Origin of the sequence: Photorhabdus akhurstii (assembly GCF_019090985.1) — a bacterium.
In the GTDB taxonomy this organism is placed as follows: Bacteria; Pseudomonadota; Gammaproteobacteria; order Enterobacterales; family Enterobacteriaceae; genus Photorhabdus; species Photorhabdus akhurstii.
The window spans coordinates 5,069,589-5,082,376 of record NZ_CP020335.1 but is presented as its reverse complement, the minus strand read 5'-3'; the positions used below and the strand labels follow the sequence as shown (position 1 = coordinate 5,082,376).

Annotated in this window: 9 protein-coding genes; 8 read left to right on the top strand and 1 reads right to left on the bottom strand. The window is 46.2% G+C overall.

Features of this window, described 5'->3' with window-relative positions:
- Positions 1-35: 35 nt before the first annotated feature.
- A complete protein-coding gene (locus B0X70_RS21830) occupies positions 36-974 on the bottom strand; it encodes a fucose-binding lectin II (protein ID WP_217470384.1) in 939 nt (312 codons plus the stop codon).
- Positions 975-1,393: 419 nt separating this feature from the next.
- Between B0X70_RS21830 and B0X70_RS21825 the strand changes: the two genes are divergently transcribed.
- From B0X70_RS21825 to tssH, 8 genes are all read left to right on the top strand, one after another.
- The gene (locus B0X70_RS21825) at positions 1,394-2,605 is read left to right on the top strand and encodes an MFS transporter (RefSeq protein WP_217470383.1); all 1,212 of its coding nucleotides are present in this window, start codon (positions 1,394-1,396) and stop codon (positions 2,603-2,605) included.
- 279 nt (positions 2,606-2,884) lie between these two features.
- Positions 2,885-3,325, top strand: coding sequence for a hypothetical protein (locus B0X70_RS21820; RefSeq protein ID WP_036809616.1), 441 nt, complete (start codon positions 2,885-2,887; stop codon positions 3,323-3,325).
- Positions 3,326-4,196: 871 nt separating this feature from the next.
- The gene (tssB, locus tag B0X70_RS21815; protein WP_217470382.1) at positions 4,197-4,709 is read left to right on the top strand and encodes a type VI secretion system contractile sheath small subunit; all 513 of its coding nucleotides are present in this window, start codon (positions 4,197-4,199) and stop codon (positions 4,707-4,709) included.
- Between the two features lie 41 nt (positions 4,710-4,750).
- Positions 4,751-6,283, top strand: a complete 1,533-nt coding sequence (tssC, locus tag B0X70_RS21810) for a type VI secretion system contractile sheath large subunit (protein WP_110086304.1) — start codon at positions 4,751-4,753, stop codon at positions 6,281-6,283.
- Positions 6,284-6,303: 20 nt separating this feature from the next.
- Positions 6,304-7,662, top strand: coding sequence for a type VI secretion system baseplate subunit TssK (tssK, locus tag B0X70_RS21805; protein ID WP_217471790.1), 1,359 nt, complete (start codon positions 6,304-6,306; stop codon positions 7,660-7,662).
- The gene (gene tssL, locus B0X70_RS21800) at positions 7,659-8,303 is read left to right on the top strand and encodes a type VI secretion system protein TssL, short form (RefSeq protein WP_217470381.1); all 645 of its coding nucleotides are present in this window, start codon (positions 7,659-7,661) and stop codon (positions 8,301-8,303) included. Before tssK ends, tssL begins: the two co-directional genes overlap by 4 nt.
- 16 nt (positions 8,304-8,319) lie before the next feature.
- Positions 8,320-9,996: an OmpA family protein gene (locus B0X70_RS21795; RefSeq protein WP_217470380.1), complete on the top strand. Its 1,677-nt coding sequence runs from the start codon at positions 8,320-8,322 to the stop codon at positions 9,994-9,996.
- A 20-nt stretch (positions 9,997-10,016) separates the two neighbouring features.
- Positions 10,017-12,695, top strand: a complete 2,679-nt coding sequence (tssH, locus tag B0X70_RS21790; protein ID WP_217470379.1) for a type VI secretion system ATPase TssH — start codon at positions 10,017-10,019, stop codon at positions 12,693-12,695.
- Positions 12,696-12,788: the final 93 nt, after the last annotated feature.

The following is a 12,788-nucleotide window of genomic DNA, read 5'->3' as shown; positions in this document are numbered from 1 at the left end:
GACTTCTTGTACTGAAATTAATAGAGTATTTTAGACTAATTCGCCAGTGGCCAATTCAATACCACCACGCTGTCATTGTAATTATTATTGGCATCATTTTCGGCGCCAATAGTGACTGTTCCCGGTTTTCCATTAAGGGTATTATAGGAGTAACGGAGTTTACAGGGTTTACCATCTCCTATAATCTCGATACAGACTTTGCCTGTACCTGATGTATAAGCTTTAGTATTTGTTCCTTTGCCGGTTAATGTGTCTACCAGAAGATCGTCAATATAGACTTTTACAGTTTGTTGATGGGTGGTTGTATTAGTGTACGCTATCAGACCAAATCGAATACTTTGAGGTAATTGGCAGCAATATTTACCGTCGTCACTCGTACCGCATTCTCCGGCGCAATTGGAGGGTTTGGTAACCGGGAGGCAAGGATCTTTAACTTGTGTCATTTTCCACAGGCCGGTATAGGGCTTACGGAGGTTATTAGCAGAAGTATATACATGACATACCGTTTCAGGGACGCCAACCCAACCATTAGTATCAAGAAAGCCTCGGGTTCCCCATCGGTTATATAACGTAATGCTTTCATCTTCTTTGATTTTCCCGTCAATAGATGGCATATCAGAATAAATAATCCATTCTAATGTTTCTGGGCGGATATTTTTATCTGATGTGTGTATCGGGTATATTTCACCTTCTGGAACCTGTTGACTTGATGATGAATAATGACCTAAGTAGCCGCCATCACATTGATAAAGATTGTGGAGTAAAATAGTATCGTTGTTAATAACTTCACTGCCGATAGGTTTTCCCGTTCCTGATTCAATTCGCCAGAATGTTCCGGCTTGAGAGGTGGTTATCACAGTATATTTTCCGTCTGGAATACCACTCGTTCCATATACACTAAGATATCCGCCATCCCAGTTTTTGAAACTATTTAATATTTTTACGGTATCGCCATATTTAAGTATATTCGCCATAATTTCTCCAGAAAGTTTGTTATCTATTTCTAATCGTTGATATATCCCTTGAAATTGTTCTGAGCTCACCCTATTACCACTCAATAATCCTTAAGTTGAGCCATTGTGATAAGCAGGAGGGCTTCACTCTTGTGGGGCTTGGTAGGGATAGCAGTAGCGATAAATGCCTACTGATTGAGTATCAATCCTAATGATTATTCGGTAAAGGCAGTGCCTTTGTGACTTACTTCTAACAATGAATTAGACTGCTGAAATTGTTGTTGCTTGACTATGTTACTTTACCATCATCAGCCTCATTCCAAGCTTGATTACGCCGTGCATTCACTGGATGATACAACGGTGCTTTTTTTTGCTCTGCATGTGAGGTAAATTGCTCACTATGTCGATGAAATTTAAGCCAACAGGAATTGGGATTCATAATGTCGAAGTTAATTGGAAATAATCAGGTAGTTGGGACTAATAATATAGTTGTTATTGCGATGATTGTAGCATTAGTTCAATTTATTAATGCATTAGAGTACATGATGGTCACGCCGCTTTTTGTTTATATGTCGAAAGATTTTCACATGCCGGTTACGATGGCGGGAGTTATTGCCGGTGTTTATGTCTTCTCCTCGGTATTTTCTGGCCTGACATCCTTTTTCTTTATTGATCGCTTTAATAAAAGAAAGGTTCTCATTTTAAACACGCTGTTTCTCGGTTTAATTACGTTCCTGACGATTTTTGCTTCGGAACCCTACCAACTTATTCTGCTACGTATCATTGCCGGTCTGTTTGGTGGTGTGACATTGGGAGTCGGCATTGGGATCTTACTTAATAACTCCCCGGAAAGTATGCGAGGAAGGGTGTTGGGTATTGCGTTTTCATCTTTTTCATTCGTTAGCATTTTAGGTATACCATTGTGCTTATATTTGGCCGAGAGTTTTAACTGGAAAGTCTCTTTTTTACTCATCGTTATTTTATGTGTAGTGAGTGTGCCTCTGATCCTCTTCTTTATTCCAGGCGCAGAGAAAGTAAAAAATAGTCAGAACAAAATTGTGCTAACCAAAAAAATAACGTTGGCCGGGATGGCAAGTGGCGTCAGTAATTTTAGTCCTTTCATGCTTATTCCGATACTTGCTCCGCTATTAACAAATGTGTTTTATATCCCGGAAAATCAGGTTTCACTGGTATTCTTTTGCGGTGGTATTGCCTCTTGGTTAGGCACTTATTTAACCGGGAAACTTTGTGATAGATATCCGCCTCAGAGAATTACCATTGCCGCGGCGACTTTATTTATTGTTAATATCTTTCTAGGATTGACGGGAAAAGTAGATGGATACGTTTTCTTCTCACTTTTTATGTTCGCGACTTATGTACAGGTGATGGCTGCAAACGTGTTGGCTTCTTATGCTTCGACGCCTGAAAATCGTGCGGGCTTTGGCGCCCTCCAGATGGCATTTTCCAATTTGGGCGCCGGTGTGGTGTTTTCCTTCTCCTCTATTTTCTTAGACGGTAAGGAGATTATTGCTGAGAATGTGCGGCCTATTTTCATACTGACTATGGTTAGCGCCCTGATATTACCTGTATATGTAATGAAATTAGCTCAAGTGATGAAAAGAGGGACGAAAAATTTAATGAATAATGCTTAGCGTAATAATTAAGGAGAAATAACGACAGATATGTGATCTAGCCTTAATGGTAAAATAGAGATTTTGCGCTATATTTGAATTTAAGGCTAATCATTGATATAAGAAGACAGAGGTGATTAGTAATAATTAAATGTTGTTTGGAGTGTAATGTCACTGGGGGAAATTAATGTTATAAGGATAATTTTGGTCAATGCTGGATGATAGTGTGCGAAAGGATGAAGTTATTATAAATCCTATCATAATTATTATTGAACTTATTAATTGATATAGGTGGGTAAAATGGAACGAAAATCAAATAACGCTCAGAATAAACCAGCCATGAATATTATCGCGGGAGTGACAAATATTAAATCTATTTATAATAAAACGCCTTGTAAAATTGTCATTGAACATGGATATGTTGCCAGGAAAAATTTTCATGTGGATAAAATGTCTGAATGGCATGGCGATTTATGGGCGCCCTGGATAGGTGATAAATATGAACCTAATAAAGCAATTCATATCTATACTGAAAGGGGATTGAGATCTGAATTCAGATTTAATATTTGGATATTTCAGGATTATTGGAATCCACCAAACGAAAATGCAGTTAAATATTCCATAAATAGGGAATTTACTTACGATGATGCATTAGAGATCCCTGGTAATAATCGAGGTGGTGGAAATAAAATCCTAACGCTGGAATTTAATGATAATGATATTAATTTGGAAATGATATAGCGTTATAAGATATTGAATATATCGGGTAACGTTCTGTATCAAATAGACATCTGTTGAAATGACAGCATTTCTTCGCGTGTTGTTCGGCATTTTTAATTACTCTATTGATGGTTAATCTTGTTGACTATCAAGTGAGTTTTTATTTGAACTAATAACTAACTTATTGAAATGCTGATACGCGTAGAAATCGGTTATATCTCTAATGATTAACTCCAAAATACTTATATTATTAAACTATTTCATTTATTGATTATTGTAATAAAGTGTCAATTTGTTGAAAAGAGAGGGATGGTGTAAATCATTTGTCATGTATGGCATGTGTGTTAATACGCTTGTTAATGGAGATTTTTATATAAGTCATCATGTAATTAATAATCAATCTCATTTGAGAAAATAAGATCAAATAAAGTCGTGAAAAAAAATAACAATTATCCGATGTTTATTGCATATTATTACTGTTTGTTACAAATTGTTACAATTTGTAATAAATTAAAAGTAAAAAATAGTAACAATTATAATTGGTTATGAAATGTCATTAAGAATTTCCTGAATTTTGTTTATTTTTATTTAATTAAATCTTGTTTAACTTCTGTTGATGTTTGCTCTTTTATTATCTATGTAAGCTTAATTTTTTCTTTGTTGGATGTTATCTAACATAATTCCTTCATTAGAATGAGTATAAATTGAGGTTGTTTGCATTGGTTGATTTTGTTAAGTCGTTCGTCAGTTAAGGTGCCATTATTCGTTCCCTCATATTGGGTGTCTGTCTAATTATAGATTCGTAACTATCTGATAAAGCGTGTTATTCCGTGAAAATATCATGCCATAACCATGATGTTTTTATTCTATTTTTGCTAGTAAGGAGTTATCAATGACTGCAAGTTTTCAAAATGAAGTTCCTAAGTCGCGTATTAATATTAAATTGGATCTACATACCGGTGGAGCACGGAAAAAGGTTGAGTTGCCGTTGAAATTGCTGGTCATGGGTGATTACAGCAACGGGCAGGAACAACGCCCGCTTTCGGAACGGGAAAAGGTTTCTATAAATAAAAACAATTTTGACAGCGTATTAGCTGAGTTTAACCCTGCGGTCAATTTGACAGTGGAGAATACCTTGGCCGGAGATGGGAGAGAAGAAAATATCGCTTTCATTTTTCGGCAAATAAAGGACTTCGAACCTGAGCAAGTGGCGCGACAAATTCCACAACTGCGAGCGTTGCTTTCTATGCGCAATTTGTTGCGCGAGCTGAAATCCAACCTACTTGACAATGCCGCCTTTCGTCGAGAATTGGAGCGTATTCTCCAGGATGAAATGTTGAGCGATAAACTGCGAGCTGAATTGGCAGCGCTAATGCCGCCAGACAGGCCGCCGCAAGACAGGTAATGGTCACATTATTTTCACGAGATTTAAGTAAGGGCATTTGAATGACTGTACAAGAGCAGGCCACATCTTCTATGGCGACGGCAAACCATCATGCCGGTGGGGTTTACTCGTCTTTGTTTGAGAAGATCAATTTACGTCCGGTGGAGCGATTAAGTGATATTGCATGCTTTCATAACAGTGACGCATTGGCGAGCGTGACGGAAGATGAGCGGGTGACCGTGGCTGTTAGCGTTCTTCTCGATCTGCTGCAAGCCTCCGCGCAAAAAGTGGCCCAGTTGGATAAAGCATTGCTGGATTTTGAGATCGGCAAATTGGATCGCAAAATTGGCCGCCAACTGGATGTGGTGATACATCAACCGGAATTCCAGCGAGTAGAATCTGCCTGGCGAGGTCTAAAATTTCTGGTGGATCGAACGGATTTACGCCAGAACGTCAAAATTGAAGTATTGGATGTGGCCAAGGATGATTTGCGGCAAGATTTTGACGATACCCCGGAAATTGTTCAGAGCGGTTTCTATCGTCACGCTTACATTCAGGAATATGACACACCAGGCGGCGAACCGATTGGCGCAGCGATTGCCGACTATGAATTTAGTGCCGAATCGCAGGATATCGCCTTATTGCGCAACATTGCCAAAGTCGCGGCAGCGGCGCATATGCCATTCATTACTGCTGCTGCGCCAGCCTTTTTTGGCAAGAAGAGCATGGATGAAGTGGCGGTGATGAAAGATATCGGTCACTATTTTGAACGCGCCGAATGCACCAAGTGGAGAGCTTTCCGCGACAGCGAAGACGCCCGTTATATTGGCCTCACTCTGCCAAGAGTGTTGGGACGTCTGCCATATGGCCCGAAGAGTGTGCCGGTGCGAACGTTTAATTACACCGAAGAGGCAAAGGGGCCGGACCGCAATAAGTATTTGTGGACCAATGCCGCTTTTGCTTTTGCCGTCAATATGGTCAGGAGTTTTGTCAAAAATGGCTGGTGTGTGCAGATCCGCGGTCCGCAAGCCGGTGGCGCTATCACCGATTTACCGATTTCTCTCTATGATCTGGGTACTGGTTATCGGGCTAAGATCCCATCAGAAGTACTGATCCCGGAAACCCGTGAGTTTGAATTTGCCAATTTGGGCTTTATTCCGCTCTCTTACTACAAAAATCGCGATTACGCCTGCTTCTTTTCGGCTCACTCCACGCAGAAGCCGGCGGTGTATGACACCGGTGAAGCCACGGCCAACAGTCGCATTAATGCGCGTCTGCCCTATATCTTCCTGCTATCACGCATTGCCCATTACTTAAAGCTGATCCAGCGGGAGAACATTGGCAGCACTAAAGATCGGCGTTTGCTCGAAATTGAACTGAATAACTGGGTCAACACACTGGTAACAGAGATGAATGATCCGACTGACGACATGCAGGCATCTCATCCGCTGCGTGAAGCACATGTGGTGGTTGAGGATATTGATGACAATCCGGGATTCTTCCGAGTCAGGCTGTATGCGGTGCCGCACTTTCAGGTGGAAGGGATTGACGTCAATTTATCTCTGGTTTCTCAGATGCCGAAAGCGAAATCGTAATCATTTTATTGGGAGTTATGATGAAAATTCTACGTCCTCTCTGGATTGAAGACGCCTTTTTAGCCCCTCAACAATTTCAGCAACAAGCGCGTTGGGAGGCGCTGACTAACAATTGTATTGCCCATCTGGGGTTGATTCATCCCTGGGGAGTGCTTGATATTCGGTTTGATCAGGAAGCACTGCGCTTAAACCGCCTGAAAGTTCAGCATCTCAAAGCCCGTTTACAGGATGGGACGCTGATTGATACTGATTATGCTGACAATCTGCCCGCGGCCTGTGATTTACAGCAGGCGGCGCCGGAGGATATGCGTACTGTTGAGGTATTGCTGGCGTTACCGCTGGAGCATGCCAATGGCGGCAATTGCCGCCAGAGTAGTGAAAGTGTGGGGCCGGGACAACCGCCGCTACGTTATCAGCAGGAGTGGGTTGAGATACAGGATAAGTACGGCGATGGGCGTGAATCCATTGCGGTCGAGCGCCATGCGATTTCCCTACGCTTTCAACATGACCAAAATGAGGCTTATCTGACATGCCCATTGGCGCGTCTGGTTCGTGATGGGCAAAACGGTTGGATGCTGGATAACCGTTTTGTGCCGCCATTGCTCTCTTTTGCTGCCCATCCTCCATTGCTGGAACAGCTTGATCTGTTGTTGACTCAGCTACGTGCTAAGCGCACCCGTCTGATGGGAATGCGTCGTGAAAGCCATCAACGTATGGCAGATTTTGCTGTCGCGGATGTATCGCTGTTCTGGTTGTTGAATGCGCTTAACAGCTATGAACCGGTGTTGAATAATTTTAACGCCGCGCCCGCATTGCACCCGGAAATTATCTACCGTGAACTGGTGAAGTTAGCGGGGGCGTTACTGACGTTTTCACTGGAGAGTGATCTCGACGCGATCCCTGATTATCAACACCACCAATTAAGCGACGTTTTCCCGCCATTGATCCGGCTTATCAGTACATTACTTGAGGCGAGTCTGCCATCACGGGTGATTTCGATTGAGCTGGAAGTGGTGCGTGAAAATCAGTGGAGAGCATCACTGCATGACAGGCGATTGTGCGAAGAGGCCGATTTCTATCTCTCTGTGCGATCGTCGATGCCGGCGCACCTGCTACAAACTCAGTTTCCGCAACTGTGCAAAGTGGGAGCGCCTGATGATGTTGAGCGACTGATTAACTTGTCATTGAGCGGCATTCCTTTACATCCGCTCAGTCATGTACCGGCGGCGATCCCGTTGCGGTTGGAAAATCAATACTTTGCTTTCGATCTGAATAATCCGATGGCTAAAGCCATGCTGGAGGCGGGAAGCTGCGCCTTCTATGTGCCCGGTACCTTGTCGGGCGTTCAATTAGAACTGTTTGCGGTATTACGCTCATGAACAAAGAAATTTCAATTGATGACCTGATGCTTGACATTGGGATGCTGGTGACTGCGCTAAAAAACGGCGATAAATCGCTGTACGGCGAGGCGTTATATCAAAAAGGGATTGATTTGGTAGAAAAGGCACGGCAGCAATTAAGTACGAATGGTATCAGCGAAGAGAACATGGCTCACATCACCTATGCCTTGTGCGCGTTGCTGGATGAAACCGTACTCAGACGCCCTGAGCGGGATAATGGCTATGAAACTTGGTCGAAAACGCCGTTGCAGACACGATTTTGCAATAGCAACCATGCTGGAGAACGGCTGTTTGAACGTATACGTCAAGTATTGGATCAACCACAACCCTCTCTGCTGGTATTAGCGGGTTTCCAGCGCGTATTGGCATTGGGTTTCCAAGGGGGCGATCTAGAAAAGATCGCTCAGGAACGTCAGTCATTACTGGATATACTGACTGATCGTGCCGGGGTGATGGCGGTGCAACCCCATCAGATAATACGCGCCAGCGCGGACCGTCATCAGGACCAATATTGGCGTGCACGCTCTCCGTGGTTTTGGGGATGTCTGGCCGTAGCGGGGGTAACTTTGGTGTGGTGCGGTCTGCGTCTCTACCTTAAGCAATATTTGTCGGTTGGATAAGGCTAAGGAGAGCAAATTGAGTTGCGTATTAAAACGAGCGTTGTGGCTTTTAGCTGGTGTTCTGGTGGCGCTGTTATGTCTGTTTTTCTTGCCGCTAGGGAATGTGTCTATTGCCTTGTGGTTGGCCGCGATTTTGATAGTGACGGTGATTGCCTGGTGGCGGGTTGGCTGCGCCACACCTGAAATGTCCCGTCAGGCCGGTGTTTGCCGTTTGCTGGCGGCATTACCTGCGGCCTCGTGGCGTCAGCCTGTGGTACTAACCTGCGGCGATAGCGTGGCGACGCTGTTTGCGGAAGGGCCGGTACGCTGCACGCCACAGGGCTGTTTTATCTGTGTGTCGCAGCAAAACGAGATGAGCGCACTGGTAGCAGCGATTATTGCCGCCAGACCTGATTGGAGTAGGCAGATCAGCGTGCTATTAACACTCTTTCCTGAACAGCAACGAGATCAAGCCGTAATGACGGCAAAGATCAGAGAATTTCGCTATCAGGTTGGCCGTGTTGCTCAACTGACCGCTTGCCATACACCGGTATTGATCGCCGGTTATCTTGATGGCGATATCAGCCCGTGGTTCGAGCTACAGGCAGACAGCTCGACAATGACGGTATGGGGAGAAGAACATGCCGCTGTTGGGATGAATATCTGGCTGACCGAAGGAGATGCGCGGCAATGCGCCACGCGTTTACAGCAAGCGATTGCGGCAGCAGCATGGCAACGCTGGATGGTAGAAAACATCTTGAACGAATGCCGATCGCCGGAGCTGGTCAGTCGGCCTTGTCCTCCCATAGCAATGGCGCTGACGTTTCTGCCACAAACGCCACAGGAAAACAACTTATGGACAAAATGGCTGATCGACCGTACCACTTTACCCCGCATTAGCCACAGCATTGCTGAGGCGGTGAATGTATCGCCATTTCCCGATGCCATGTTACGCCTGTTGCCACATCATGTTGGTCATACACCGCACCGACGAGCGGTCATCTGGGGCATCGGCCTGCTGAGCGGATTTGCCTGTCTGGCATTGGCCTCCAGTGCCTGGAACAACTTGCGCCTGTTGCGCCAGATACGCAGTGATTTACAGCATTATCAGATAGTTGATGTGAAAGATAATGGCGCGAAAGTTCAGGCTTACCATCAACTCAAGCTTGACGCGGCATTGCTGGAGAAATATCAACGTGACGGCGAACCGGTGCGCTTAGGGTTAGGGCTTTATTTAGGCGATCGCCTTTATACGCCGCTGATGGATGTGATCAACCATGCGGTGTTACCGGTATCTCCGCCTCCTGTGCCGAAGAGCGGCAAGCCGTTGCCGCAGACATTAAACCTGAGCAGCATGTCACTGTTTGACGTTGGACAATCACGTCTTAAGCCGGAAGCGGCCAAAGTGCTGGTGAACGCATTGATCGACATTAAAGCTAAACCGGGCTGGATGGTGGTGATAACAGGTCATACTGATTCAACCGGTGACGCCGCGAAAAACAGCGTGCTATCACTGGCGCGGGCAAAAGCAGTGCGAGATTGGATATTACAAACCAGTGACGTATCACCGGCTTGCCTGGTCGTAAAAGGCGAAGGCGCGACGCGGCCGATTGCGACCAATACAACCGCGGCAGGACGCGCTGTCAACCGTCGGGTTGAAATCAGTCTGATGCCGTCGAACGTAGGCGCTTGCCAACGACCACAAAGAAACTAAATGACAACTAGGATTTTAATATGGATACCGTATTTACCGCACTATTGTGCCGCTTAAACCCTTATTGCGCGCAGGCATTGGAAGCCGCCGCTGCATTTTGCCAGACACGGGCACATGCTGAAATCACTGTGGAACACTGGTTGCTCAAGCTGCTTGAGGGCGGCGAAGGCGACATTACAGTGATTGCTCGACGTTATGAGTGGGATATGGATACGCTGTGGCAGTCGTTGCTGACTACGATTAACCATTTGCCGCATAGCATCAACCAACGCCCGCGGTTATCAAGCGACCTGTGTAGTTTGTTACAGGTTGCCTGGTGCGTGGCTTCGCTGGAAGAGGGTAATGAATCTATTCGCTCGGTGCATCTTTTGCAGGTACTGCGCGGCCAACCGGCTTGGTTGCGTACCCATCATGGCTGGCCGTTACTCAACCTGAGTGTGACGCAACTACAACATTTGCGCCCATTGCTGGATCAACAATCGGACGAACGCCCGGAGATACAGGTTGCGGCATGTCTGACGACGGATAGATCAATCGCTGAAATTGAGGATAGCGACACAGATAACTATGCGCTAAATTCCCAACCATTATCATCCGCTTTGCAGAACGTATTGGACAAATTCACGCTGGACATCACAGCCAGAGCCGCTGAGGGTGGCATTGACCCGGTATTTGGCCGTGACAGTGAAATCCGCCAGATGATCGACATCCTATCGCGTCGGCGTAAAAACAACCCGATACTGGTGGGGGAACCGGGAGTAGGGAAAACCGCGCTGGTGGAAGGATTGGCCCTGCGTATTGTTGAAGGCAATGTCCCCGATAGCTTAAAAACCGTCAGCGTGCGGATGCTGGATCTGGGCTTGTTGCAGGCAGGGGCGGGGGTAAAAGGCGAATTTGAGCAGCGACTGAAAAACGTCATTGAAGCGGTGCAACAGTCACCAACCCCTATTCTGCTATTTATTGATGAAGCGCACACGCTGATTGGTACCGGTAATCAGGCGGGGGGCGCTGATGCGGCTAACCTGCTGAAACCTGCGCTGGCACGAGGGGAATTACGCACGATTGCCGCCACCACTTGGTCGGAATACAAACAGTATTTTGAACGGGATGCCGCACTGGAGCGACGTTTCCAGACGATTAAAGTCGATGAACCGGACGATGAGACAGCTTGCCTGATGCTGCGTGGACTGAAAGCGCGTTACGCTCGTTATCATGGCGTACATATTCAGGAAGATGCGGTGAAGGCTGCTGTTGCCTTATCTCGCCGTTACCTGACTGGGCGACAGCTACCGGATAAAGCGGTAGACCTGCTGGATACCGCCAGCGCACGAGTCAGGAGGAGCCTGGATACGGTACCGGAGGCGTTGACGCGACTCCTGTCCCAATTGACCGCGCTTGAGATAGAACAACAGGCGATACTGGAAGATATTGCACTGGGGCAATGCCATCACTCGGACCGTTTGGCACAAATTGAAATGCAGCGTCATGAACTGTGCCGACAGCAACAACAGCGGGATAAACAGTATCAACAGGAAAAACAGCTCACGCAACAGTTGCTCGATGCCCGGAAGGACATCAGCCGACAGCATGATATAGCCCTGTTGAGACAGCAACTGGCGACACTACAACAAGGGCAGCCGTTACTATCGTCGGATGTTGATGTGCGTTCCGTAGCGACAGTAATCGCTGATTGGACAGGCGTTCCATTAAGTAGCTTGTTGAAAGACGAACAGACCGGTCTGTTGCATTTGGAACAGCATTTAGGGGAGCGGGTTATTGGTCAGGAGGCGGCGTTACGGGAAATCGCTCAGCGTTTACGTGCCGCTAAAACCGGATTGACGCCGGAACAGGGGCCATTGGGCGTATTCCTGTTGGTTGGGCCGAGTGGGGTAGGGAAAACCGAAACCGCGCTGGCATTGGCGGATAACCTGTTTGGCGGGTCGCGTTCACTGATCACTATCAATCTATCGGAATATCAGGAACCACATACGGTGTCTCAACTTAAAGGCTCACCGCCAGGTTATGTCGGATATGGTCAGGGGGGGATCTTAACGGAAGCGGTACGTAAACGCCCATATAGTGTGGTGTTATTGGACGAAGTTGAAAAAGCCCATCGTGACGTCATTAACCTGTTTTATCAGGTATTTGATCGTGGCTTTATGCGCGACGGCGAGGGGCGCGAGATCGATTTTCGTCATACCGTAATCTTAATGACCTCTAATCTGGGCAGTGATCAACTGATGGCGTTATTGGCGCAACAACCTGACGCCCCGAATGCCGCGTTGCATGAACTATTGCATCCGATGCTGCGTGATCACTTCCAGCCGGCTCTGTTGGCTCGCTTTCAGACCGTGATTTACCGCCCGTTACAGGCTGATGCGCTCAGACGCATTGTTGAAATCAAACTGGAACAAGTTACTCGACGTCTTCATCGCCATTATGGCCTGACTTGCACGGTGGAAAGCAGCCTGTGCGACACCTTGGTGAATGCTTGTCTGTTGCCGGACAGTGGAGCGCGCAATATCGACAGCCTGCTTAACCAGCAAATTTTACCGGTGTTATCACAGGCGCTGCTGGAACGTCTGGCCCATCACAATAAACCTGCTGGCGTGACGTTAGGTTTCGACGAAGAAGAGGGTATCACCCTTGCTTTTACTGATATTGAACCGATCGCTTCATTGGATATCGAGGACAAATAAGTCATGGTTAAATGAAAGGAATGGTTAAACAAATTGTATGAAACTGTACATAGGGTTCGGCCCTATATCTGATGGAATAAGAAGTTCGAACAT

Excerpts from the sequence above, each read along its gene's own strand:
- B0X70_RS21830 (WP_217470384.1), bottom strand. The coding sequence starts at position 974 with ATGGCGAATATACTTAAATATGGCGATACCGTAAAAATATTAAATAGT.
- B0X70_RS21825 (WP_217470383.1), top strand. The coding sequence starts at position 1,394 with ATGTCGAAGTTAATTGGAAATAATCAGGTAGTTGGGACTAATAATATA.
- B0X70_RS21820 (WP_036809616.1), top strand. The coding sequence starts at position 2,885 with ATGGAACGAAAATCAAATAACGCTCAGAATAAACCAGCCATGAATATT.
- tssB (WP_217470382.1), top strand. The coding sequence starts at position 4,197 with ATGACTGCAAGTTTTCAAAATGAAGTTCCTAAGTCGCGTATTAATATT.
- tssC (WP_110086304.1), top strand. The coding sequence starts at position 4,751 with ATGACTGTACAAGAGCAGGCCACATCTTCTATGGCGACGGCAAACCAT.
- tssK (WP_217471790.1), top strand. The coding sequence starts at position 6,304 with ATGAAAATTCTACGTCCTCTCTGGATTGAAGACGCCTTTTTAGCCCCT.
- tssL (WP_217470381.1), top strand. The coding sequence starts at position 7,659 with ATGAACAAAGAAATTTCAATTGATGACCTGATGCTTGACATTGGGATG.
- tssH (WP_217470379.1), top strand. The coding sequence starts at position 10,017 with ATGGATACCGTATTTACCGCACTATTGTGCCGCTTAAACCCTTATTGC.